This window comes from Candidatus Nitrohelix vancouverensis (assembly GCA_015698305.1).
Lineage (GTDB): Bacteria > Nitrospinota > Nitrospinia > Nitrospinales > VA-1 > Nitrohelix > Nitrohelix vancouverensis.
Genome location: CP048620.1, coordinates 152,409 through 174,513 on the forward strand (window position 1 = coordinate 152,409; position 22,105 = coordinate 174,513).

Below are 22,105 nucleotides of genomic sequence, written 5' to 3' on the forward strand. Positions count from 1 at the left end.
TTTGTACAGGAGACACGATTTACGAAACTGTCCCTGCGGGAATAAAAATTCATTCTCAAGTTTAAAATTAGATGGGAACTCGTATTCACAAGTTCCAAGCGGGCAGGTGTCGCCTGCCCGCTTGGGATTGTGTGCGGCGCGGTTGGTTTGGCGCGGGATCACTTCTTTTGTAGCGCGAGGTAGCCGAAGGTGTAGATCCATTTATCGGCATCGTGGGCTTCTTTGGGGGCCAGCTCTCTTGCCGGGAGGTGGCAGGAGACGCAGTCTTTTTTGTAGTCGGTCGAGGACGTTTTCTTCGGGCTGTCTGCGCTGAAAAAGGACCAGCCCCAGCCGTCGCCCCAGAGTTTCGACTCGGCGAAGCGGCCCTGCGTGTCGCGCACCAGAACGAACCAGCCCTTGATGGAGGTAGCGTGGCTCACCGCTAAACCGGTGGTCATCGGCATGGTTTTCGTCGTCAGCAGTTCCTTGACCAGCACGGCGCCGTCGGGGAAGGCTTTGTGCTTGCGGTAATATTCAATAGTTTCCGGTTGCGTGTAGACGACGTGAAATTCCTGGGCGCCGGGCGCTTCGCCTTTTTCATTGGCGTGCGACCAGGTTCCCAGAGTCGCCCAGCTCGTATAATCTTCGGGGACTTGTATCGCTCCGGTCTTCATATTCACATTGGGAGCGTAAGCGGACTCGGCGGACACGCTGGCGGCGGTCATGAATCCGGCGATTGTTATCAGGGCGATTGCATATTTAATCATCGAAATACTCCAGAATGGGTTGGTGAAATGAGTGAAGTCGTGCGCCCCCTGCCTTCCTTACAAAATGCGTTGATTTTATTTTGAACCGGGCGCTTAATCGACGAGCGCGGACCGTTTGGGGATTTTTTTCGATTCTTTTCTTTTCAGATACCATCCAAAGAGTATAGACTGGGCGGGACAGAGGTTATTTAGATAGCTACCGACTCGGCGCCGAAGCCTCGGGCCGTTCTTAATAGAGGAAGTGAAATTTATGAAAATACTGGAAGTTCAGGAAACGCCGAACCCGGCGGCAAGAAAGTTTGTGATGGACGGGCCGGTGACGGACAAGAAGACGGAATCCATCGCCATTGAAGAGGACGAGGAATACAACGGGGACAACCCGCTGGCGCGTGAAATTTTTAAATTTGGCGCGACGGAGTTATTTTTCTGCGGCAACGACGTTTCGGTGACGATGTTCAACGAAACCGCGTGGAAATATTTCATGAACGACGTTCTCCACGCGATTGAAACGCAATTATCGCCGGAAAACAAGGCGCGCATCGAGCAGGAGAAGAAGGAGTCCGTCGTCAACCGGATCGACAAGGAAACCTTTCCGAGTTTACCGGACGAGGACAAGCGGATTATCGTGGAGGAATTGATGGATGAGATGATTCGCCCTGCATTGGCGAACGATGGCGGCGGATTGGAGATTTTGAACGTCGAAGGAAACGACATTCATATCAAGTATCAGGGAGCTTGCGGGAGTTGCCCAAGTTCAACCGGCGGAACCTTGCGGGCGATTGAGAAAACGGTTCGGGGCTATCTGAACCCCGACATGGCGATCGTCATCAAGCATTGATGCCGGCTACTTTGCCTTTGTCGCCAATGAGTTCCCTGTCTTAAGCCAGGGCGGCATTGGGATGAGGCAGACGCATCTTAATAATTGCGCGCTTGCGGCTTGCCACGCAGGATTTTCTTTACCAGTTGTACATTTTCTTCGATCAGTTCGCTCTCGTTTTTGCCAGCCAGTTCTTTCAAGTTCGAAGAGAACCAGTCTGTTTTTTGCGATTTGGCTTTGTCTTTTTTCAGTTTCATTTCGTTTCTCCGTTTGAAGTTTATTTGCATTTATCCAGAATTCGGATGCCGTAAATATTCACCAGCGCCCACAGATTCCATTCATAGAGATATTTGTCGTGCTTGCTGATGCGGGGGTTGAAATCCGCGAAGGTCTTGCGTTTTCTTGGCGCTTCGTTTTTTTCTGATTTCATTGTCGCCTCCATTCGGTTCAAGCCTTCAAACCTTGATAGTGTTCAGGAACCTGGCCGCCAAACAACTGCTTCATTAATTTCATATTTTCCCTGTCCAGTTCTTGCTTTATTTTTTCAGCCCTATATAATTTCTCCTGGTTCAGAGAATATTCTTTAAGTTGTTGAGTTCCATCAGCGTTTTGTTTCATCGTTTCCTCCTTGAACCGTAGTTAAGTGATATATCGACATGTAAGAGCAAGAGCTGTACCATTTTCGATGAAATTTGAAATAAAATTAGATAAGCCTTTAAATATCAATACTTAAAGAGCCTCTTCTGGGACGCAATTGCGGATTCGATTCGGGAAGGAAACTTTTTTGACGCAAAAAGACTCTCAAAATCTTGACGCAGGGCTTCTGAAGCCTCAGCAATTTCCGGGTAAGCTCATGAAAAATTGGGCGCTGGCTGGAATATTGACGGTCTTTCTGGGGGGATGTTACAGTTTACCGGCGGCGCTCTCAGGCGGCAATTCGGAGACGGTTAAAAACCTGGATGCCCAGACGCTGTGCGTGGCTTATTATGGTTCGATTCGGCACGATCTGCCGACACAACATGTTGTGGAAGAGATCAATCGCAGGGGTTTGCTGAACAAGGATGAATGGACCTTTGTACGGATGCAACGCATCTATACCGGCATGAGGACCTGCGGCGTCTATGCGTCCCTGGGGGCGCCGGACACACAAAGCCCGACGAAAGACGCGATAGAGGAAACGCCGGCGCCGCCGGATCGTATCCAGTTGATTTACCAGAAATGGAGCCGCACCTGGAAGACGATCGTCACGATCGAAAACGGCTTCGTCACCCACTTCACCGATCCCTGATCCACAAGCTGGGTGTTGAAATTTTTCAAAAATTATTTTTAAATAGAACTATGAGCGCAACGAAAGCAAGATTTCATATCGGTCAACAGATTCTGCACAAGCGGTTCAATTACCACGGCATCGTCATTGGCGTTGACCTTCAGTTCAATAGCAGCGAAGAGTGGTATGAACTGGTTGCCACCAGCCGACCCCCGAAAGATCGTCCCTGGTACCATATCCTCGCGCATGACGGGCGTCGCACCTATGTGGCGGAACGTCATCTCGACCCGGACCCGCACATCAATAACTGAACGACTTCTAAGACTCCGCCGATCCCGTCAAACGTTTTCCTTCTTTGTTGAAGAGCCGGTTGGGGAGGAAGCCCCATTTGTGCAGGAGCAATTGCAGGGTTCGCGAGACCACACCCAGACCATAGATCACGCTTCGCTGGAAGTTGATCGAAGAGGCCTCCTCAAAATATTTGGTCGGGCAACTGAGTTCGCCGATCTGGAAGCCAAAATAATGTGCCTGCAGAATCATCTCGTTATCAAAAATAAAATCGTCTGAATTTTCTTCCAGCGGCAGGGTCTCCAGCACTTCGCGACTGAAGGCGCGAAAGCCGGTGTGATACTCCGACAGTTTGGCCCCCAGCAAAAGATTCTGAAACAGGGTGAGACATCGGTTGGCGATGTATTTGTAAAGAGGCATGCCCCCGCTCAGCACATTGCCGCCGATGATTCTCGACCCCAGCGCCATATCGTATTCACCCGAAGCGATCAACGCTCCCATGGCGGTGGTCAGTTTCGGCGAATACTGGTAATCGGGATGCACCATGATGACGATATCCGCTCCCAATGCCAGGGCCTCGCGATAACAGGTCTTCTGGTTGCCGCCGTAGCCCCGATTGTGAGGGTGCGTGATGGTCTTCAAACCCAGATCCCTCGACAATTTGGAGGTGTCGTCCTTGGAATGATCGTCCACCAGAATCACTTCGTCCACGTATTCGTGAGGCAATTCACCGTAGGTCTGCTCCAGCGTTTTTTCCGCGTTATACGCGGGGAAAACCACAATGACCTTTTTTCCTAAAATCATCCAAACCACCCTTCTTTAGTGACTACAATTTCCGAACACATACGCGTCAAGCCTGCGACGCGTCCTTGGACGCCTTCCATCGGGAATAAATCAGGTAAGCGGCAAAAACGTTGGCGCCAATCGCCGTCAGACCGATGAACAGATGCGTTTGTCCCAACAGGGCGAAGATCAGCAGGAAGTAAGTGAAATCCCGATTCGCCAGTTCATCCTCCGGTTTTTTAGAGCTCGAGGGAGCGCTCGACGTGGAGGCGCTCGCTTTCGATTTTTGCTCGATGATGCCCGAACTCAAGATAGAAAATGACAGCAGGTTGCCCATAACCGCCAAAGCGCCAAAGGTTCGATACCAGTCGTTCTGTGTTTCAAAATACAAACCCATTCCCATGCAAAAGAATATCGAGACATGGACAATATTGTCGCAGAGAATATCCAGCTCCCCGCCAATTTTTGACTCCATGAACTTGAGACGCGCCACCTCGCCGTCCACGCAATCCACCCAGGCGGAAATTTGCAACAGCAGGGCGCCGGTCAAACCGCCCCAATAGCCGCCTTGAAGAAAGCACAGGGCCGAGGCCATGCCAATCACCAGGCTCCACAAGGTGATTTCATTCGGAGACGCCGAAGTCTTTAAAATACGCCGGGTCAGAAAACGCGAAACATGTCGCGTCACCAGGCGATCTCCGAAACTATCATTACTCAAGCCGCAGGCCTGCAACATGGCCTCCTCGGTCGATGCAAAATCCGAAAAACTGCGAAGCTCTGAATCCGGCCTGCGAAAGGCCAGGACAGTTCCCTCTCCACCTTCAGAAACGCCTGCAGGAAATTGCAGCGATTCCGCAAATTCACGCAACTGTTCTGCGCCCATAGAAATCATTTGATAATCGGAAGGAAGCTGTTCATCCGGCAACTTTTGAATTTTCATCAAATCCCCCTTGTCATGCAAGTCACTGCCATGAAAAAGAGCCGTTTTATTACCAGCATCGCTCCACAACTCCCAGTCGCCCACATCGGCAAAAGTCGTTTGGACTCGAACTCGGGGATCCTCCAAAGCGCGCTCCAGTCGCGCGCGCTCTTCGCCATGGCACAGAGATTGCGGCGCGATCACCCAGATATCCTTCCAGCCCGCTCTCTGCAAACTGAGCACATTGCGCAATAAGAGCGAAACTTCAGCGACCGGTTTCAAATACCAGTCGGCAAAAGGTATCGCATCAGGAGGCGACGTCAAAAAGATCGCGCCTCGCTTCAATAAGTCTTTATCCTTCATCTATTGAGAATCTTTCATGATCGAACCGGAGCCTTCGTATTCCGCCAGGCAATGAACAAAATCAGAGCGAACGCCAGCGAGCCCCAACCCGCCAGCCAGAGAAAGGCTTCGATTTTACCAAAGACCGCGAAAAGAAGAATGACGTAAATAAAATTGCGGCTGGCAAGGACCATTACCACATCGTGCATCGGGCTATCCTTGAAACCCGCGCCTTTGCCGCCGCCGGGAAAATAGATCAAACAAAAAATTGCAAAACCGCCCACCGCCAGCATTGAAAAAGGAATCAAAGCCGATTGCAATCCCTCAACGCGCGCAACGCCCAGCATCATACCCGTAAAAATAAAAACGTTGATGAGATTATCGCAAGCCGTGTCCAGCCGTTCGCCAAAATCCGATTGCATGAACTTCAAGCGAGCCACGTCCCCGTCGCAACAATCCCAGATCGCGGTTAAGGCGAGAAGAATACCTCCCACCAGCCCTCCCGCGTAATCGCCGCGCGAAAAACAATAGCCCGCCACAATCCCTATCACCAGGCCAAACAAGGTCAGTTGATTCGGCGTCACCCGGGTTTTCACAAACAAGGCCGACAGGCGAAGCGAGAAAATCGAATTGAACCATATGTCCATCGCCTGATGATAATGGTGTCGATGCAATGAAATGTATTTTTTTTCCGCGACCCGCAACTGGGAGATCGTCTGCACAAGGCTGAAATAATGCCGGTCGCCCGGAAGACTGGACACTGCCGGATTCAGGTTTTCGCCTTTCAGCCATTGTCGCAACAGGTCCGCCCGACCTCTGGGCGCGATCCATAAGGGAGCAAGTCCGCTTCCGGTCAGACGCAATTGCGCCGCCTGATCTTTCTCCAGCGCCTCCTGCGTGTCTTCTGAGCGGATGAACGCCTTCAAGGTGTCGGGGAAAATGATAGACGGCCCCCGCACGAGAAGGCAGGGAGAACGGCTCCATCGCTCTGTCCAATCCCCCAAAGGATCTTTCGCCCAGGACACATGCCCCTCGAAGCGCGAATCGGACTGTAACTCGCGGACCAGTTCCTTGCGCTCGGTTTCCGCCAAATCGTGATCAACAACTTGAATATTGACAACCCCCGCGCGACTCAAAGCGATCGCCATGCGTTTAAACAGGGTCAAACCCGCGACGTCCTTTTCAAAAGCGACAAGACGCGACGTCGACTGCGGAAACAAAATCACCGCATTCAATGCGCCCAGCGCAAGGCTCTTTCCTGGAGGATCAACGATCTGCATGAACAAAACGGGGAGTGTATTCGAACCGCGCGGCGATTGAAATTTTTTCTTTAGAAATGGTGATCGGGAATGGATAAAACGGAGCCGCGTCTTTCACCGCCTTGATCGCGGCCAAATCCAGCATATTCGAATCCGAAGTTTCCTTCACCCAGACGCCCGCCAGGGTGCCATGCTTGTCGATAACGAAACGCAAAACCACCGCGCCCTGAATTCCACGTTGCGCCGCTTCGATGGGGTAAGCCCAAACCCGTTCGATCTGGTGTTTGATACGGGCAAAATAAGAAGCGTACTTCACTTCCTTGGTATCGAGAGAAATCGATTCGCCGTCGTCAAGATCTTCCAAGGTCGCTTCCGTTTCCGAAGCCGCGTAAGGTTCCGGATCAAAACCGTCCAGCAGAGACATCAATCCCCCCGATCCAGAGACGGAATCCCGCGTCTCGCCCTGCCCGGCCTCCGCCTGAGTTTCCTCTTCAGGAAGAAACGGGATCGCCGCTACGGCAGGATTCGGCGTTTTATCCAGGGGAGTTGTTTTTGATTTTTTAGCCTGAGACGATTTTCCGCCGCGTTTCTCCGCCTTGTCGCCGATTCGCTTTGGCGCCGCGCGTTTATTGCGCTCATATTTTTTAGCGATCTTTTTCTCATCCGCATGAGCCCGGCTACTCACATTTGCCTGCAAGCTCGCCGTATCCGGTGGAGGCTCGACCTTTTTCGGCTCGGCAATCTCAACCACATCGCCCGGGCTGTCGATCACGTCAGGGGCGTTGACCGGAATGTATCGAACCCGAATCGGCTTTGGTTTTTTAGGAAGCTCGGGTTGAAAGACGGGTTGGGCCTGCACATACAAGATAAGCGCATGCGCCAAAAGCGACAGGACGATGAACTTGCCCGGAGATGTTCGCTCTATAATGCTCTTATACAATAATAATACCCTTTAAAATCAATATTTAATCGGATCATTGTATTACAAATCCAAACGCTTAACGAGAGAAAAACAGGTCCTGAGAGGCTGAAAAGACGCCCTTTCACCCGAATCGACGCCCTGCACTCCCCTCATCCCAGGCGCAAGGTCATAAAGAAACATGACACAACGTCATAATTTTTAAAGCTATCTGCATAAATAAGTGATATGATGGACGTTTTACTTACCTACAATTATTACCCAAGGAAAACATGCTAGCATCACCCCCTACTCCTTCTCGCGAGGAGTTCCAATTGTTGAATCTAATTGCGCCTTTGTGTCGCGCCGTTCGCGAGGAAAAATACTCACAACCCACACCCATCCAGAAACAAGCGATTCCTTACCTTTTAGAAGGAAGAGACTTGATGGGTTGCGCACAAACTGGAACCGGTAAGACGGGCGCTTTTGCCCTGCCGCTCCTGCAACGCTTATCAGAACGCAACAAGCCTCCGCGAGCGAAAGGAGTCAGCGCGCTGATACTGACACCCACCCGGGAATTGGCTCTTCAAATCAGCCAGAGCTTCCAGATCTACGGACGCTATCTGAAAATCAAACACGCCGTCGTTTTCGGCGGTTCGAGTTATAAAGTGCAAATTCGCTCTCTTGCCCGCGGTGTCGATGTTCTGGTCGCCACTCCGGGACGTTTGCTGGATTTGATCGAGCAAGGTTATGTGCGTTTGGACGAAGTCAGCATTTTCGTTCTCGATGAAGCGGATCGCATGCTGGACATGGGCTTTCTGCCCAATATTCGCCAGTTTTTACAAATGATGCCGGCGGATCGACAATCGATGTTGTTCTCCGCGACCCTGCCAAACGAAATTGCGCGACTCGCAAAACAGTTTTTAAACGATCCCGTCACCGTGAGCGTCACTCCGCAGTCCAGCACGGCGGAAAAAATCGACCAGCGCGTTTTGTTCGTCGACCGGGAAAACAAAAGCGATCTGCTCGAATCCGTATTGCAGGACCCGGACATTCAGCGCGTTCTGATCTTCACGCGGACTCGACATGGCGCGAACAAAATCGCGGAAAAACTGAAGAAAATTCGCATCAAGGCGGAAGCCATTCACAGCAACAAATCGCAAGCCGCCCGTCTCGATGCCTTGAAAAAGTTTCGTTCGGGTAACGCGCGCGTTTTGGTCGCTACGGATATCGCATCGCGCGGCCTCGACGTTGACGGCATCACGCATGTCATCAACTACGAGCTTCCCAACGAACCGGAAAGCTATGTGCATCGCATTGGACGTACGGCGCGCGCAGGCAAAGAGGGAAAAGCCATTTCCTTTTGCGACGCCGGCGAACGCGGATTCTTGAGAAACATTGAACGCGCGATCAAGCAGAATGTCGCGGTTGTGGACGATCATCCCTTCCATTCCATTACGGTTGCGAACCAGAAAGTGCGTAACGCTTCCGGCGACAAAAAGTCGTTTGGAAAACGCTACTCAGGGAAGCCGTCTTCAACGCAGGATGCGCGCCGCCCGAGCCGACGCCCCAAAGGCAAATTCAACGGCAGCGCCATGAGCTTCAAAAACAAAAAACCCCGAAGAGCGACTAAAACCGCGCGACAGGGTTAAGTAAATCAGCTGAACACTGAGCAGGCCGGATGGATCATCTCGCATGATCTGCCCGGCCTGTTTTAGTTTCTGCCTTCGCTTTCCAGACGGTCGGTGGCAAAGATAAACTCTTCGACGCCAGACTCCCGCGCCCGTTCGATCACCTGCCCGAAAAATTCAAACTCAACATCCTTGTCGGACTGAATTTCCAAAGCGCCCGGTTTTCCTTTCTCCACTTCAGTGACTAACGCCCGCCCCAGAGCATCCAGATCGACCGGCTTGCCTTCGTACTCCAGAGCCTGATCTTTCGAGATTCGCACCAGATGGTGTCGCTTCTCCAGCTGTTCCGCCGATTCGGCGTCGGGCAAGTCCACCTGCAGTCCCGATTGAATGGCCGTCGAGGTCAGCATGAAAAAGATCAACAACAGGAACACGATATTGATCATCGGCGCCAGGTCAAGTCGGAACGAATCTTTTCTTTTTTGTTTAAACTGAATCATGGATCGGTTTCGTTACATGACGATTGCAAAATCGGTCGCGCCCGCCAGACGCGCCCTGTCAAATACGCCTGCGAATCGGTCGTAAGAAGTTTTCCCGCTGGCGCGAATTGATAAAGCAGTGTCGCCTCTCTCTTGAAACGCATCTTCCAGCCGTTCGGTCAAACGCTCCAGAGGCACCGATTCGCCGCCAAGGAATATCGCCCCCTGCGCGTCGATTTCGATTTCCAACGGAAGCTTGTCCGAGACTTCGCCGCCGCCATTGGGAAGGCTGACGTCCAGGCCCTGCCCCGGCGTTGCGAAGGTGAGCATGAAAAAAATCAACAACAGAAACACCACGTCGATCAGGGGCGCCAGATCGGCGCGAAATTTTCTTTTTCTTTCTGGGGAAATCGCTAGCATTCCACTATCCTGAATTGGCGTTGCGCAGAGGGGAAACCGGATCAGTAAGAAGCGTTGGACGTTTCACGTTCCGCCGTCTTCGCGCCTCGATTTGCATCGAGGAAGTGAACAAACAACTGTCCGTATTTTGCAAGCTGGAAGGAAATGGTTTCGATTTTCTTTTCAAAAAAATGCAACATGACAACGGTTGGAATCGCCACCGCCAGACCTGCCGCCGTCGTGAGCAGAGCTTCCCAGATGCCGCCAGCCAGCAAACCTGGGTCCACCTGGCCTTTGTATTGCGCGACTTTATTGAAGGCCTGCACCATTCCCACAACCGTTCCCAGCAGACCCATCAAAGGAGCGATGGTCGCGATCACTTCCAACCCGCGCACATGCTTGCCGCAAAGGTTGATCTCTTCCTGTCCGGCAAGCGTCAGGGTTTCTTCCAGCTTCCAGCGCGGCATCTCCGTCTGCTCGATTCCCGGAATCATCATGCGACCCAGCATATGCGGTTCATCCCGACAATAAGCCAGCGCGCTGTCCTTGCGCCCGCCTTCCAGCATCGAACGCACTTTGGCGTAGTAAGATTCAAAATCCTCAGACACGCGCTTGAAAAAAACCAATCGTTCGATCACTATCGCCAAGGCAATCACCGAACACAACAGGATCGGAAACATCACGACCCCGCCTTTGCCGATCAATTGCAGGGTCGACGCCCACAAACCCGTCGTCTCATCCATCGTTCACTCCGATCTCATTCCAAAAAATTCTTGATCCAATCTGCCGATCAAACTTTCGTTCATTGCTTCTCAACCATATCGGGTTTGCCGTCGAAATTCCGATCCATACTCACTTCCAGCAACTTGCCGGAAGAGTCGTACTGCTCCCAGCGATCCGCCTTGCCGTCTGCATTCGTGTCGTACTCGACCTTTTCGACTTCTCCCGTTCGGGAAAAATATTGCCATTGTTCCGCCCGACCATCCCCATCGGTATCGAAAGCGACTTTCTCTACAGCGCCCTGAGAATCGAAGTAATCCCAGCGATCTACAGTACCGTCGCCGTTCGAATCGCGCTCGGCGCGCAAGGGTTTCTGGTCGGGACTCAGATAATGCCAGGAGTCGGTCCGCCCATCGCCGTTATCGTCGGTTTCAACCTTCTCCAACCGACCTGCGCTGTCGTAAATTTCGGTGCGGTCAATTTTCCCGTCCAGTTTCACGTCGCGTTCGATGCGCTCCACCACGCCCGATTTGGAGTAAGTCTGGATATGATCCATGACGCCGTCATGATTCGTATCGAACTCGGCGCGCTTCAACTGGTTTTCGCCCTGGTACCATTCGATCTGATCCACCTTGCCGTTCTTGTTGTTATCAAACTCAATTTTTTCGAGTACGCCCGCGCTGTTGGTGTGCCGCCATTGATCGATCTTGCCGTCAAAATCCGAATCCACCTGCGCGGTCCCGGCAAGCGCCGACGCGGAAGATATCAGCGTCGATGCGACTACCGCCATCATTGCGTTTTTAATTCGATGCTTCATCGCATCACCTCACTGAAAAAGTAATGGGAAATCTCAAGGAAACCGTTTGCTGGTTTAACGATTCGGGAATGGGAGGGTACGGGGACGCCTTCTCAATCGCCTCCAGAACCGCCTCGTCCAGAATGTTGGAACCTGAAGAGGTTTGCACCAAGAGCTTCATGATGTCGCCTCGCCTTCCAATATCGAACTCCACCACAGCCCGTCCTTCGACATTGCGGCTTCTTGCGGATTCGGGATAAGCCACCTCGCCAATTTTTTCCCGAACGATCGCGAAATAGCGACCGATGATTCGCTTCAACTCTTCATCGGAAAGCTGGGGCTGTTTCGGCGGCAAGGGTTTGGGAGCGCGCGGTTTCGGCTCGTTCGAGAAACTCGCCAGTTGATACATGGGAACGATCCGGGAACTTCCCCGATCCGGCGTCGCCTGCCGACGGACCGAACCCGAATGAGCTTTAGGACGCAACTGCGCCTTCGGAGCAGGATCACTCGTGAAACCCGTAACTATTCTGGCTTGTGGCCCTGTGGAAACGCTCGACCGGGCCGTTGACTTTCCGGTCAGCGCTCGCGGCGACGTTGCGACTGGAGCCATAGAAATCGCCGAATACGAAGCCTTCTGAATGCGCGCACCCGACCGTGAAACTGCATCGGCCTGACGCATGCGCGGCTGAATGGCCTGCGCCGGGATCATGGACACGGGAACAACCTGCGCTGGCGCCAGTTGACTCGCCGGTTTCGCGGACGGCATCGCCGTAGGCTGGGCTTTCGGAATCGCCTGCACGACTTGATGAACGACCGGCTCGATCTTCGGCTGAACCGGCAGGGCCTTCTCTGGCGGCGCCTTCGGCTCCGTCTTTTTTATTATCTTCTGCTCGGCGGGAGCGCTCGGTTTCTTTTTGATTTCCAGTCGCGCCGTTTCCCATATCCGTTCCGGCTTCGCTTCTTTCAGGATCGTGTCATCCGCATTGAAGGGAATGAATGGAAACAAAAACAAATGCAGGCCCAGCGATACGCCCGCCGCATGTTTCAATTTAAAATTCATATTCATGATGAACCTCGTTGTCATTAAGGTCGCTCGTTTGCCAGCCGCCCGCGACACAGCACGGCGAGCGGTCCTTCGTCCGTCAGCTCCGTCCAGGTCGCGTAAATCCTACCGCCCGCGCCGGAATGCAACAGGGGATACGATACGCTTCCGCCAAGGGACGGAACTTTCTGTGGAGCCGACACGGAACCTTTCGCCGGAATTTTGACCAGCCAGGGTTCGGTGACTCCCCATCCTGATTTTGAATCGGGATCGCGCCCTTGAAAGATCGCCCAGGCGTCGCCGTCGATCATCTGCAATTCAGGGTGATTGGCGTCCAGCACAGCGCCCTGCACGCCTTCAATCACTTCAAAACTCTTGCCGCCGTCGCTGGAGCGCGCCGCGCGCAATACCGCTTCATTGGTCGCTCCGGTGTACCATGCAAGAAACAACGTCCCGTCCGCATAAGCCATTGAAGGCCCCGAATGCGGACAGCCGTTGATCTTCCAGCCGTCGGCGGTGACGGGTGTCCCCGTAGACCAGGTCAATCCCTTGTCTTCTGAAGAGGCCACCACCACCACGCGGTTGTTATCTGCGTGGACGGTGCGCCAGGTCGCAAACACTTTGCCTTTTTCATCGAAGGCGATCGCGGGCCGACAGCACGGGCAAACGTCCCCGGCGATTCTAATATTCTTTTCGAAGGTCGCGCCGCGATCCGTCGAACGCCCCAGGTACAAAGAGGAAGAACCCGGAATATTGGAATCTTTATCCCGTCCGTCCAGCCAAATCGCGTAGATGGTTCCGTCCGGCCCGACTTCCATCGTTTGAAACGAGTGGTAGCCCTGCGCGCCTTCATCGTTCACCTGTATGGAAGGAGTGAAACTGCGGCCAAAATTCATTGATCGTGAAAATTTGATATCTTTTCCGCTATCCCATGCCGCGAACATGCCGATCCCTGCGCCCGGTCGAAGCAAAGGATTGTTTTCTCCGTGCGAACTGATCTCGCCCGGCTCGCTGTTCACCCGATAAGGTTTGGAAAAGGTATCGCCAATATTGTGCGAACTCTGATACATCAAATTTTGTCGTCCCGTCTCATCCATCGCCGCGTAAAGCAGACTCATACCCTCAGAGGCTTTCATCAACAATTGCGGGCCGCTTCCCTTACCGATCAGAACAGGTTTCTCTTCCCAATGCGCCAGAACGCCGTCGGACGAAGGCGCATTGTCCAGGGTCGAACGGTTCATCGCCGATTCTGAACCCGCGCAAGCCAACGCTGTCGTTAAAACCGCTCCGAGCGCCAGAATTTTATGTTTAGCCAATGTCTGCATACCCGCTCCATGAATGACTGTCGTAAAAAACATCCAGTGAATCAGGAAGGACTCCCGCCAGGAGCGGAGTCCCTCCGATTCCCGTTTAGAACTTAAGTTGAACGCCCCCAAAAAATCGACGCGTGTCTCCCGCATAATACAGAGAGGACGTCGAAGTCGCGTTGACCGCCGTCGAAAAGTTGGAGATATAATGTTTGTCGCCAAGGTTTCTGGCGTCAAAGAAAAAGCTGACTTTATCGTTCATGTCATAACCCGCTCCCACGCCGTAAATCGCATAGCCCGGGGCCGTCGTGGTGTTGGTGTAATCGACGTCGGCGCTGCTCGCCGCATCCACGCTCAGATTGACAAACCAGCGCTGGGGATGGTCGTAACGCAACTCCGTATGATAGAAATGCGGCGGTTGACCGGGTAAGTCGTTGTCGCCGTACTGCTTGTCGCCGTCGAAATAGAAATCGCTGTAGGTGTAGGAATTGCTCCATTCCAGACGGTCGCCGGCATACAACATATTCTCACCGGCGAGCACGCTCCAGCCAACCTCGGCGCCCTGATGGACTGTGTCTTTCGCGTTGAAAGTCGTCGAAGGCACGCCGCCGCCGACGGTGAATTTCAACAACTCATCTTCCAGCCAGGCGCGATAAAGACTGAGGTCCCAGGCGAAACGCCCGTGTTCACCGCGCGTACCCACTTCAAAAGTCCAGGCCTTTTGCGCTTCCACAGGAGAGAATCCCACCGTGCCGCCCTGGGTCAAATCGCTGAAATCCGGCGGCTCAAAACTTTTACTGACGTTCGTGAACAATTGAACTTTTTCGCTGTATTGATACAGAGCTCCAATTTTAGGATTGAACGATTCGTAATAATCGCTGTCCGTTTCGCTCGGCGTTATCTTGTTGAACACGCGGCGATTCGCCCACACGTATTGCAAGCCCGTAACAAAAGCAACGTCGGGGACGATGTACAAATGATTTTCGCCATAGCCGACAATATTCTGCGTGGTTTGATCCGTATTGCCCGTCACTCTGCCCGGTTGCCCGCCATTACTGCTCCAGACTTTGGCGTCGGTGCGACCGATATGCGTGGTGAGTCCCATGCGGTACTTGTTTTCAAAACCGGCCAGTTGGTAATTGCCGGAACCTTCCGCGAACAGGCCATACTCGACGCTCTCCTGATCGATCACGCCGACAACTGCAGTGATGGGATGAAACAAATCCTTGTAATTGACGAAAGCGCCCACATCCAGCAAGGTTCCATCGCCCAAATCAAATGTGGTCTTATTCGAAACACGATAAGACATCATGTCGCGACGCTGGTCTGCAGTGAACGCCGCCGCAGGAGAGTCTTCAGGATTCGAAAGCGCATTGGACAGGGTCGCCGTCGAAGGCAATTCCAGATTGATATTGTTGGCGGTGAAATAAAATCGCGTCTCTGCGTTGGCGTTCAGCTTGCGCCCGACGTTGGTGTTGAATTTGATATTGTCCTGATCCGCATGACGTCGAAAACCGTCGCTGACCGAACCCGTCAAACTCAAAAACAGGTCGCCCTTTTCAAAAATCTGCCCGGACTGAATGTGTCCGCGAAAGGTATCGTCCGAACCCATTTCCAAACGCAGTTCATGCCCCGGATTGCTTTGTCCCGTTTTCGAAATCATGTTGATGCCGCCGCCCAGCGTGGTTCCGCCAAACTGCATGGCGTTGGCGCCTTTATGCACTTCAATGCGTTGGAGCACCAGAGTGTCGATTTCCTGAAAGTCGCCGCTACTGTCCGCTTTGTTGAAAGGGATGCCATCCTGCAAAGCGTTCAATCCCTTCTGATGAAAGGTTCGTTCCAGTCCCGATCCGCGAATGGAAATACGAACTTCTTCCGCAAAACGCTTCGTCGCATACACGCCGGGAACCAGCGCCAGGGTGTCCTCGAAATTGATGGAGAAGGTCTCCTCCAATCGTTCCGCCGGAACGATGGCGACGCCGCCGGGCGTCCTGTGCATTTTCTTCAACGCATCCATGTTGCTGGGAACGGTCAGAGTACCGCGCTGTATTTCTCGCGGCGCCGTCACTTGCAACTCATCCAGCGTGAAGACCTGTTTTTTTTCAACCGCAAAAGCGGATTCGCTACATAGAGACGCAAGCAAACATGCTCCCGTCATCCATCTCTGAAATGAACTCGATGCCATTTAAAAACTCTCCTGAAAAAAGTACCTCAAATAACGAGGTCTCATCTTGCAATTTGGAGAACGCACCCAGTCGAAAGGCAGATCATAATAAAGTCGAAAAGCGCCGCATCACTTCAAGAAAACCCGAAGGACTCAAATCATTTGAAACAGTCGTCCTTCCAACGGAAAGACTGCTTCAGCGATACACTATTGTCTTTTTTTAACTGGTACGTTCGCGTGATAAAAACAAAAGATATTTTTATCAGGAGCGGGGAGGAGGATCGACAATGCCAAAAACCCCAAGAACGGGCTTCGCCAGCAGGTCCAACGTATGAGAGGAATTAAACTGAGGATTCGCGTTTAAAGCGACCAGTTCCATCGGAAAATTAGCCGCAGAATTATTGACCGGAACGGTATAGGGAGCCGTCCCGCCGCAATCAACGCTGATTGCGTCGTTGCCGTGACGTTCAGCAGATTGCTTTGAATGAGGACAATTACCTTCATGATAATGCCCATTGAGCACGCAATGCGGCGTGCGCGCCAACCCCTTTTCCGCGAACGGAGATTCAACGGCATGCGTCAAATCCATCTCATGATGCATGGAATGCGAATGATGCCCTTCCATGCCCCAAGCGTCCGAAACGATCAGGAGCGTTGCGCCCATCACAATATATGCGAGCAATGTTTTCAAGCAAAGACCTCTGCTAAGAAGCTAAAACGGTTTTTTCAATGACTTGAGTATATAAACCTTTCAAAAATATTGTCAAGTCCTTTGATTCCTCAACGAACTCAAAGACGAAATAGGCTTAAAAAACATCCACTGAAAAACCGCCGTCTAGCCAAATTCGTAAGGTAAATGCATCGTCGAAATTGACTCCAACCTAAGACGCTGTTAGCTTAAATTCATAGGCATCAATACGGCGTATCACTCCGGGATTTTTTTAAACCAATTCTGTGAAAATTATTGAAAGGTTTAGAGGATATTCATGATAAATAAAAATAATCTGCACAAGAGACGACACCGCCTGACGAACTTTTTGATCGCATTCTTTGCCTGCTTGATCCTCGCCGCTCCCTCCACCGCCAAAGCCGCCAGCGCAGATGAAATCAACATCGGCGTCGACAACGCATTGGATCGTTTCAAAAATGAAGTCGCGGGAGCGGAACGTTTTCTCGCCAAGGCGAAGGGCATCCTGGTCTTCCCAACGGTCTATAAAGCGGGTTTTGGAATCGGCGGCGAGTACGGCGAGGGCGCCCTGCGCATCAATGGGAAAACGGCGGAATATTACAACACCATGGCCGCCTCCATCGGTTTTCAGTTAGGCGCGGAAGCTAAAACCATCCTGCTGATTTTTACCGAGAACAAAGCGCTCGACAGTTTTAGAAACAGCGACGGCTGGAAGGTTGGCGTCGACGGTTCGGTCGCGCTCATCACCATCGGGGTCGGCGACTCGCTCGATACGGTGAACACGCAGGACCCGATCATCGCGTTTGTTTTTGGTCAGAAAGGCTTGATGTACAACTTGACGCTGGAAGGTTCCAAATTCACCAAGATGGTCAAATAAGCGCCGATTTGCGCAAGCAAACAGGCGGCGTCAATCTCTAGGGTTCCGTCCAGACACAGCGAAAGCCGATGGATGGATTTCGGATGTCGGGGCGTACCGCGTTGCGGTTGGAAATTTTGCTCGATTCCGCGTTCGACGACCAGCCGCCGCCTTTGACCATTTGCGGCGTCAAGCCTCCCTCGCGTTCAGGACTCAGACGAGGACCATAGGGAGAGGCGACCCACTCCCACACGTTTCCCGCCATGTCCCACAATCCGCTTGGGCTGGCGCCTGAAGGAAACGAACCCACCGGAGCCGGCCCCGCATAGCCGTCGGACTCGCCATGCAGATTGGCGCGTCCTTCCTGATAGACCAGCCCCCAGGGCCAGTTTCGATTGTCCTTGCCGCGCGCGGCGGCTTCCCATTCCAGTTCTGTAGGCAGACGCTTGCCCGCCCAGCGACAATAACTTTGAGCCTTCAGCCAGGACACTCCCATCGCCGGACAGCTCGGGCAGGCTTGCCCGTCGTTGAACGGTTTTTCATCGTACTTGGCGTCGAAGCGTCGGTACTGCTCGACGGTGATCTCCGCGCGATCCATATAAAATTCAGACATGTGGGTGAATGCAATTTGCGCCGAATCCCGCGCCGCCGATTCCAGAGAGCCTATCAGGTAACGACCGCCTTCGATGCGAACCAGCACCGACCGATCCGCTTCGTGAATGCGCGTGGGCAGAGACGCCAGCCCGCCGTCGCTCGGCGGCTTGAGTCGCTGGCTCAGCTTGTCCACCTGATGCGCCGCGACCGGCTCCTCGCGTTGCGCCTTGCGTTGCCGCTCGATCTCGGCGCGCTTCTTCAAAATATAGGCGCGCGAATAGCGTTTCTTTTTGGATTTCGGGGGAGAACTGGCGCAACTCCACAGAAAGAGAGATGCGAGAAGCAGGGTCAGAATCGTCTTCAGCGCGTTTCGGATTCTTTTTGGAGAACCTCGTTCCATTTTTGTTTCAGCTTGTTGTATTTATCGTAATAGGGCTGGGCCTTTTCCTTGTCACCCATCAATTCATAGGTGAAACCCAGACTGTAGATCGCATCGACATAGGTAGGGTCGATCTTCAATGCGATTTTAAATTCCTGCTCGGCTTCCGGCAAGCGGTTCATCAGATTGTATATCCCACCCAGACTGTAATGCGCCTTCGGGTTGCCCGGTTCCTTGGCGACCGCCTGCTGAAACGCATCCAGGGCCCGCAGGTATTGCCGATCCTCGGTGAATTTTATTCCATCGGCCAGATTTTCCTCAACGCTCTTGTCAGCGCATTGCGTTACAATCATAGACAACAGGATAAAAAACAAACAACGACTGAATTGGGATAAGGAAGGCATGGAAGCTTTCAAAAGACAGTTTGAATAACGACTCTAGTATCATGCGCCTGAGCGCGCTATAACTCAAGAATCAAATCGCGTATGAATGAAATATTCGTCCTGTTGCTGACGGGAGCCGGAGGCTTTCTTGCCCTCTTCGCAGGTCTTGCCGGAGCGACGCTCTGGTGGACCCGACGCGCGGGCGCGGGAGAACTGAAAGCTCTGATCGCTCGTCGAGACGCCTCGCACAGCGACGCCGACCGACGCGCCCTGCAAATCGTGATCGATCGCGCGCAAACCATTCAACGCAAGTTCATACTCGACGCTGAAGACCTCGACGCGCCCGCTGGCGCTTTGCGGCTGGCGCATGAAATCGCGGCGGTCTACCGCCCCAAATCCCGCGCCCCTGAAGATGAAGTCAAACTCGGCCGACTGCTCGACGCCCTGATCGACTTGAACAAGCAGACCTTGTCGTGGAAACAAACTCCGGGAGCGCGTTTTCTTTTCGATATGCGACTGCGTCGCTTGACCGCCATTTCATCCGCCTGGGAAAAAAAGAAACAATGGGATCGCACGCCCGTCGGAATTGCCGTCTACAAATACAAACTGCCTTCGGTCCTCAGCTGGGCCTACACCCTGGCGCGCTGTCTCGATCTGGGATTCTGGATCATCAAAATGTCCCTGCATCTGGCCCGCGGTCTGGCCCTCAAGCAATTTCTGGTGCGTTGGACCTTGCTGGTGGGGAAAAAAGCCGTTCAACTCTACCGCGAATCAGAAGACGACCCTTCCCTTCAATACGAGGAGGAGACCTGGCGTCAGTTCGCGACGCCGCCGCCAGAACCCGCATTGCCCGCAGATTTTCCGGCGCCTCTCAAAGCCCAGGTGGAGCGTTCGCGAAAAGAATTACTGTTTGAACCGCGCGCTCTGGAAAAATCCAAAGCGCTTGAAGTCTATCGCCAATTGATCGACGTGATCGCCCGCTACCATCACCCCGACTCCAAAGACCCGGTTCAGGAAGCGCGACTGGGCGACCTGCTGGTTTCCGTCGGAAGTTTTCTGGATCGAATCGCGTCGCTGCGCGAACGCTCCGTGATGGGACGATTGTTCGATCTGCGCGCCTCGCATGTTCTCATGGCCAAGAACGTCGCCGATCAATGGAACAGTAGCGAGTTCAAAAGCTGGATCGACCGTTACCATCTGCAAAAAGCCGTCAAGATTTCTTCGCTGGTGTACAAGACGCTGAAACGACGCCACCCCGGCGCCTTGATCCAGGAAACCGCGCTCGCCATGTTCAAGGAAGGCGGCAAGCGCTGGTTTTATATCTACATTCACGGCAAACTCGCGGAAGAAAGTCACCGGCTCTATCGGGCTTCGTCCAGCCTGCCGCCGGACGCTCCCCTTCTGAACGCCGAGTCAGCCGCGAAGTCGTAAGCGGTAGGCCACGCGCATTCCGCTGGCGTAAACATCCGCCCAATGCGACGCGCGCTTCTGTTCGGGACTTTCCAGATCGCTAAAATGACAGGGGCGCAGGATATGATCCGACCAGTCCAGTCGCTCCCAGTCCAGCTCCAGCGCTTCGAACCAAAGTTCCAGCAAGGCGCAGGTGGGGAATGAAGTGACGCTCAATTCGCGCTGATCCTGAACAAAGGTTTCGGGCAGACGGTAATCCTTTTTTTGCGGACGCGTCAGCGCGTACAGCATGAGCGGTTGTTCCAAGGCCGCATCGCTGATCGAATCGTAGAGTCGCCCCGCTTCTTTTCCCTGCACCATCGCATAGGACGCCGTGAAGGTGTCGAGCAGAATGGTCTCGCGCACAGCGCGTTTGAGCGCCTTCAAGATCGCAAAGGGTTCGCTCACATAATAGAGAACGCCAAAACACAGAGCCGTGTCGAAACTCTTTTCCGAAACCCTCTCCAGCCAGTCCGCCAGATTCGCCGCCTCAAAGCGATAACGCCAGGATTCCACGCCCACTTCGGAAAATAATTTCAAACCGCGCTCCACCGTCGCCTCCTCCACATCCACCGCATGAACGAAGCGCGCGCCTTTTTGCAGGGCCGCATAGGCCATCGTCCCCATATGCGCGCCCGCGTCCAGAACCGTCTTGTCTGAAAGCGCATCGTCGTTGCGCCCCAGTAAAATTTCTGCGCGGGCGTTGAGGCATTCATGATCGTAGGGAATCGCCCAGCGCGTCTTGCGCGTTTCTTCTCTGAGAAACGGCGAGTCCTCAGCAAACAACTCTTTCATCTATCGCCTTTCTTAAAATTTGGCCCTAAATTCGGCCAACTCAACCTGTAAAACCGGCTCCAGAAGACTGAACATTTCAATCGCCTCGAACACCTTAGATACGGCTAGATAGAGCCTTTTTGTCATCCAGATTATAGAAAATATAAGTTAATTGGTTGATTTTATTGAAGAATTTTTAAATAAAATTGTATATAATTGTTTTTATTAGGCTTATGCAATTCCAGCGTTTGAGGGTTAAAAAAGAATGCCCGTAAAGCTCAAGAAATCATCGTTTTATATCGAAACTAATTGAACAACCGTTTTTTGGAGAGTCCTTATGTTTGCGCTCAGCCCCGTAGCGTCTCCCGAGTCGGAAGAGCTGGAAAAACAACGTCAAACCCTGTCCACTCTGGAGCAGGAGTTGATGGAGAAAGAACTCGAAATCACCACCTCGCGTCGCGACCTGAAATTTTTCGAAAAACGCTACCAGAAAGTCGTGGGAGTTAAATACGCCGAACTCGACGCCTTGAAAGCCGAGGTTCTCGACTTCGCCTCCAAGTTATATCCCAAATCAGATTCTTTCAAGGAAGAAGCGGAGTCCGCGCGCGAATCTTCCCAGCAGGCGGAGGACGACGCCGAACTGATGGAAGAAGACGCTCTCTCTGAAAGCGCCTTCCGTCCCTCGGACGATCTCAAAAAATTATTTCGTCAAGTCGCAAAAAAAATTCACCCCGACCTCGCCTCCGACGGAGAGGAACGCAAGCGACGCCACGAATTGATGGCCCGACTGAATCGCGCTTACGACCGACTCGACGACGAAGGCATCCGCGCCATCCTGATTGAATGGGAAGCCGGCGATCACTCCAGCGAACTCAGCCCCGGCGCGCGTCTGGCGCGCACCATGCGGCAGGTGGCGCAAGTGCGCAAACGCATTCACGCCATCAACGACGAACTCGATGCGCTCTTCAACTCCGCCATGCACAAATTGAAGGAAAAAGTTGAATTTGGCGACCGCCTCGGCAAGGACCTTCTGCAGGAAATGGCAGGCAATGTCGACGAGAAAATCTCCCGCATCAAGGCGCGCGTCCGCGATCTGGCGGACGATTTGATCTAGAAAATCTCATC

26 protein-coding genes are annotated in these 22,105 nt (G+C 52.9%); 7 read left to right on the top strand and 19 right to left on the bottom strand.

The annotated features are described in order from the left end of the window. Positions 1-158: 158 nt before the first annotated feature. Positions 159-746 (bottom strand): cytochrome P460 family protein, encoded by a 588-nt coding sequence (locus tag G3M78_00770; protein QPJ64012.1) that lies wholly within the window; start codon positions 744-746, stop codon positions 159-161. 250 nt (positions 747-996) lie between these two features. On the opposite strand from G3M78_00770, the gene G3M78_00775 reads away from it, so the two are divergent. Continuing rightward, entirely contained in the window at positions 997-1,584 is a 588-nt protein-coding gene (locus G3M78_00775) for a NifU family protein (GenBank protein ID QPJ64013.1), read from the top strand. 77 nt (positions 1,585-1,661) lie between these two features. On the opposite strand, the gene G3M78_00780 is transcribed toward G3M78_00775, so the two are convergent. Genes G3M78_00780 through G3M78_00790 form a run of 3 tightly spaced genes read right to left on the bottom strand, consistent with a single transcriptional unit; the run spans position 1,662 to position 2,181 of the window. Continuing rightward, positions 1,662-1,820, bottom strand: coding sequence for a hypothetical protein (locus G3M78_00780; protein QPJ64014.1), 159 nt, complete (start codon positions 1,818-1,820; stop codon positions 1,662-1,664). Positions 1,821-1,840: 20 nt separating this feature from the next. After that, a complete protein-coding gene (locus tag G3M78_00785) occupies positions 1,841-1,993 on the bottom strand; it encodes a hypothetical protein (GenBank protein QPJ64015.1) in 153 nt (50 codons plus the stop codon). Positions 1,994-2,010: 17 nt separating this feature from the next. Beyond that, a complete protein-coding gene (locus G3M78_00790; GenBank protein QPJ64016.1) occupies positions 2,011-2,181 on the bottom strand; it encodes a hypothetical protein in 171 nt (56 codons plus the stop codon). A 235-nt stretch (positions 2,182-2,416) separates the two neighbouring features. On the opposite strand from G3M78_00790, the gene G3M78_00795 reads away from it, so the two are divergent. After that, positions 2,417-2,851, top strand: coding sequence for a hypothetical protein (locus G3M78_00795; protein QPJ64017.1), 435 nt, complete (start codon positions 2,417-2,419; stop codon positions 2,849-2,851). Between the two features lie 50 nt (positions 2,852-2,901). Then, positions 2,902-3,141 (top strand): heat shock protein HspQ, encoded by a 240-nt coding sequence (gene hspQ / locus G3M78_00800; protein ID QPJ64018.1) that lies wholly within the window; start codon positions 2,902-2,904, stop codon positions 3,139-3,141. A 7-nt stretch (positions 3,142-3,148) separates the two neighbouring features. On the opposite strand, the gene G3M78_00805 is transcribed toward hspQ, so the two are convergent. Genes G3M78_00805 through G3M78_00820 form a run of 4 tightly spaced genes read right to left on the bottom strand, consistent with a single transcriptional unit; the run spans position 3,149 to position 6,845 of the window. Beyond that, positions 3,149-3,922, bottom strand: a complete 774-nt coding sequence (locus G3M78_00805) for a glycosyltransferase family 2 protein (GenBank protein ID QPJ64019.1) — start codon at positions 3,920-3,922, stop codon at positions 3,149-3,151. 46 nt (positions 3,923-3,968) lie between these two features. Continuing rightward, positions 3,969-5,183 (bottom strand): CDP-alcohol phosphatidyltransferase family protein, encoded by a 1,215-nt coding sequence (locus G3M78_00810; protein QPJ64020.1) that lies wholly within the window; start codon positions 5,181-5,183, stop codon positions 3,969-3,971. 14 nt (positions 5,184-5,197) lie between these two features. Beyond that, a complete protein-coding gene (locus G3M78_00815) occupies positions 5,198-6,442 on the bottom strand; it encodes a CDP-alcohol phosphatidyltransferase family protein (GenBank protein ID QPJ64021.1) in 1,245 nt (414 codons plus the stop codon). Next, positions 6,429-6,845 carry an energy transducer TonB gene (locus tag G3M78_00820; GenBank protein QPJ66724.1) on the bottom strand — a complete coding sequence of 139 codons (417 nt, stop codon included), beginning with the start codon at positions 6,843-6,845 and terminating at the stop codon, positions 6,429-6,431. Before G3M78_00820 ends, G3M78_00815 begins: the two co-directional genes overlap by 14 nt. A 767-nt stretch (positions 6,846-7,612) precedes the next feature. Between G3M78_00820 and G3M78_00825 the strand changes: the two genes are divergently transcribed. Continuing rightward, positions 7,613-8,971: a DEAD/DEAH box helicase gene (locus G3M78_00825; GenBank protein ID QPJ64022.1), complete on the top strand. Its 1,359-nt coding sequence runs from the start codon at positions 7,613-7,615 to the stop codon at positions 8,969-8,971. A 62-nt stretch (positions 8,972-9,033) separates the two neighbouring features. On the opposite strand, the gene G3M78_00830 is transcribed toward G3M78_00825, so the two are convergent. The 8 genes from G3M78_00830 to G3M78_00865 form a co-directional block, all read right to left on the bottom strand. Next, positions 9,034-9,450 (bottom strand): biopolymer transporter ExbD, encoded by a 417-nt coding sequence (locus G3M78_00830; protein QPJ64023.1) that lies wholly within the window; start codon positions 9,448-9,450, stop codon positions 9,034-9,036. Positions 9,451-9,462: 12 nt separating this feature from the next. Then, on the bottom strand, positions 9,463-9,849 hold the full coding sequence (locus G3M78_00835) for a biopolymer transporter ExbD (protein QPJ64024.1): 387 nt from the start codon (positions 9,847-9,849) through the stop codon (positions 9,463-9,465). Between the two features lie 41 nt (positions 9,850-9,890). Continuing rightward, positions 9,891-10,571 carry a MotA/TolQ/ExbB proton channel family protein gene (locus tag G3M78_00840; GenBank protein QPJ64025.1) on the bottom strand — a complete coding sequence of 227 codons (681 nt, stop codon included), beginning with the start codon at positions 10,569-10,571 and terminating at the stop codon, positions 9,891-9,893. A 59-nt stretch (positions 10,572-10,630) separates the two neighbouring features. Further along, positions 10,631-11,365: a hypothetical protein gene (locus G3M78_00845; protein QPJ64026.1), complete on the bottom strand. Its 735-nt coding sequence runs from the start codon at positions 11,363-11,365 to the stop codon at positions 10,631-10,633. Between the two features lie 4 nt (positions 11,366-11,369). Continuing rightward, positions 11,370-12,410 (bottom strand): TonB family protein, encoded by a 1,041-nt coding sequence (locus G3M78_00850; protein ID QPJ64027.1) that lies wholly within the window; start codon positions 12,408-12,410, stop codon positions 11,370-11,372. Positions 12,411-12,427: 17 nt separating this feature from the next. Then, positions 12,428-13,711, bottom strand: a complete 1,284-nt coding sequence (locus tag G3M78_00855) for an exo-alpha-sialidase (GenBank protein QPJ64028.1) — start codon at positions 13,709-13,711, stop codon at positions 12,428-12,430. Positions 13,712-13,796: 85 nt separating this feature from the next. Further along, positions 13,797-15,878, bottom strand: coding sequence for a TonB-dependent receptor (locus G3M78_00860; protein QPJ64029.1), 2,082 nt, complete (start codon positions 15,876-15,878; stop codon positions 13,797-13,799). 241 nt (positions 15,879-16,119) lie between these two features. Continuing rightward, positions 16,120-16,548: a hypothetical protein gene (locus G3M78_00865; protein ID QPJ64030.1), complete on the bottom strand. Its 429-nt coding sequence runs from the start codon at positions 16,546-16,548 to the stop codon at positions 16,120-16,122. Positions 16,549-16,843: 295 nt separating this feature from the next. Between G3M78_00865 and G3M78_00870 the strand changes: the two genes are divergently transcribed. Then, positions 16,844-17,422: a hypothetical protein gene (locus G3M78_00870; protein ID QPJ64031.1), complete on the top strand. Its 579-nt coding sequence runs from the start codon at positions 16,844-16,846 to the stop codon at positions 17,420-17,422. Between the two features lie 37 nt (positions 17,423-17,459). Here the strand turns inward: G3M78_00870 and G3M78_00875 are convergent, their stop codons facing one another. After that, positions 17,460-18,395: a formylglycine-generating enzyme family protein gene (locus G3M78_00875; protein QPJ64032.1), complete on the bottom strand. Its 936-nt coding sequence runs from the start codon at positions 18,393-18,395 to the stop codon at positions 17,460-17,462. Then, positions 18,356-18,778, bottom strand: a complete 423-nt coding sequence (locus G3M78_00880) for a tetratricopeptide repeat protein (protein ID QPJ64033.1) — start codon at positions 18,776-18,778, stop codon at positions 18,356-18,358. Before G3M78_00880 ends, G3M78_00875 begins: the two co-directional genes overlap by 40 nt. 81 nt (positions 18,779-18,859) lie before the next feature. On the opposite strand from G3M78_00880, the gene G3M78_00885 reads away from it, so the two are divergent. After that, a complete protein-coding gene (locus G3M78_00885) occupies positions 18,860-20,188 on the top strand; it encodes a hypothetical protein (GenBank protein QPJ64034.1) in 1,329 nt (442 codons plus the stop codon). Here G3M78_00885 and G3M78_00890 read toward each other — a convergent pair. Then, positions 20,171-21,001, bottom strand: coding sequence for a class I SAM-dependent methyltransferase (locus tag G3M78_00890; GenBank protein QPJ64035.1), 831 nt, complete (start codon positions 20,999-21,001; stop codon positions 20,171-20,173). The two genes, G3M78_00885 and G3M78_00890, sit on opposite strands and share 18 nt — an antisense overlap. A gap of 316 nt (positions 21,002-21,317) precedes the next feature. Between G3M78_00890 and G3M78_00895 the strand changes: the two genes are divergently transcribed. Then, a complete protein-coding gene (locus tag G3M78_00895) occupies positions 21,318-22,094 on the top strand; it encodes a hypothetical protein (GenBank protein ID QPJ64036.1) in 777 nt (258 codons plus the stop codon). Positions 22,095-22,105: the final 11 nt, after the last annotated feature.

Excerpts from the sequence above, each read along its gene's own strand:
- G3M78_00770 (QPJ64012.1), bottom strand. The coding sequence starts at position 746 with ATGATTAAATATGCAATCGCCCTGATAACAATCGCCGGATTCATGACC.
- G3M78_00775 (QPJ64013.1), top strand. The coding sequence starts at position 997 with ATGAAAATACTGGAAGTTCAGGAAACGCCGAACCCGGCGGCAAGAAAG.
- G3M78_00780 (QPJ64014.1), bottom strand. The coding sequence starts at position 1,820 with ATGAAACTGAAAAAAGACAAAGCCAAATCGCAAAAAACAGACTGGTTC.
- G3M78_00785 (QPJ64015.1), bottom strand. The coding sequence starts at position 1,993 with ATGAAATCAGAAAAAAACGAAGCGCCAAGAAAACGCAAGACCTTCGCG.
- G3M78_00790 (QPJ64016.1), bottom strand. The coding sequence starts at position 2,181 with ATGAAACAAAACGCTGATGGAACTCAACAACTTAAAGAATATTCTCTG.
- G3M78_00795 (QPJ64017.1), top strand. The coding sequence starts at position 2,417 with ATGAAAAATTGGGCGCTGGCTGGAATATTGACGGTCTTTCTGGGGGGA.
- hspQ (QPJ64018.1), top strand. The coding sequence starts at position 2,902 with ATGAGCGCAACGAAAGCAAGATTTCATATCGGTCAACAGATTCTGCAC.
- G3M78_00805 (QPJ64019.1), bottom strand. The coding sequence starts at position 3,922 with ATGATTTTAGGAAAAAAGGTCATTGTGGTTTTCCCCGCGTATAACGCG.
- G3M78_00810 (QPJ64020.1), bottom strand. The coding sequence starts at position 5,183 with ATGAAGGATAAAGACTTATTGAAGCGAGGCGCGATCTTTTTGACGTCG.
- G3M78_00815 (QPJ64021.1), bottom strand. The coding sequence starts at position 6,442 with ATGCAGATCGTTGATCCTCCAGGAAAGAGCCTTGCGCTGGGCGCATTG.
- G3M78_00820 (QPJ66724.1), bottom strand. The coding sequence starts at position 6,845 with ATGTCTCTGCTGGACGGTTTTGATCCGGAACCTTACGCGGCTTCGGAA.
- G3M78_00825 (QPJ64022.1), top strand. The coding sequence starts at position 7,613 with ATGCTAGCATCACCCCCTACTCCTTCTCGCGAGGAGTTCCAATTGTTG.
- G3M78_00830 (QPJ64023.1), bottom strand. The coding sequence starts at position 9,450 with ATGATTCAGTTTAAACAAAAAAGAAAAGATTCGTTCCGACTTGACCTG.
- G3M78_00835 (QPJ64024.1), bottom strand. The coding sequence starts at position 9,849 with ATGCTAGCGATTTCCCCAGAAAGAAAAAGAAAATTTCGCGCCGATCTG.
- G3M78_00840 (QPJ64025.1), bottom strand. The coding sequence starts at position 10,571 with ATGGATGAGACGACGGGTTTGTGGGCGTCGACCCTGCAATTGATCGGC.
- G3M78_00845 (QPJ64026.1), bottom strand. The coding sequence starts at position 11,365 with ATGAAGCATCGAATTAAAAACGCAATGATGGCGGTAGTCGCATCGACG.
- G3M78_00850 (QPJ64027.1), bottom strand. The coding sequence starts at position 12,410 with ATGAATATGAATTTTAAATTGAAACATGCGGCGGGCGTATCGCTGGGC.
- G3M78_00855 (QPJ64028.1), bottom strand. The coding sequence starts at position 13,711 with ATGCAGACATTGGCTAAACATAAAATTCTGGCGCTCGGAGCGGTTTTA.
- G3M78_00860 (QPJ64029.1), bottom strand. The coding sequence starts at position 15,878 with ATGGCATCGAGTTCATTTCAGAGATGGATGACGGGAGCATGTTTGCTT.
- G3M78_00870 (QPJ64031.1), top strand. The coding sequence starts at position 16,844 with ATGATAAATAAAAATAATCTGCACAAGAGACGACACCGCCTGACGAAC.
- G3M78_00875 (QPJ64032.1), bottom strand. The coding sequence starts at position 18,395 with ATGGAACGAGGTTCTCCAAAAAGAATCCGAAACGCGCTGAAGACGATT.
- G3M78_00880 (QPJ64033.1), bottom strand. The coding sequence starts at position 18,778 with ATGCCTTCCTTATCCCAATTCAGTCGTTGTTTGTTTTTTATCCTGTTG.
- G3M78_00885 (QPJ64034.1), top strand. The coding sequence starts at position 18,860 with ATGAATGAAATATTCGTCCTGTTGCTGACGGGAGCCGGAGGCTTTCTT.
- G3M78_00890 (QPJ64035.1), bottom strand. The coding sequence starts at position 21,001 with ATGAAAGAGTTGTTTGCTGAGGACTCGCCGTTTCTCAGAGAAGAAACG.
- G3M78_00895 (QPJ64036.1), top strand. The coding sequence starts at position 21,318 with ATGTTTGCGCTCAGCCCCGTAGCGTCTCCCGAGTCGGAAGAGCTGGAA.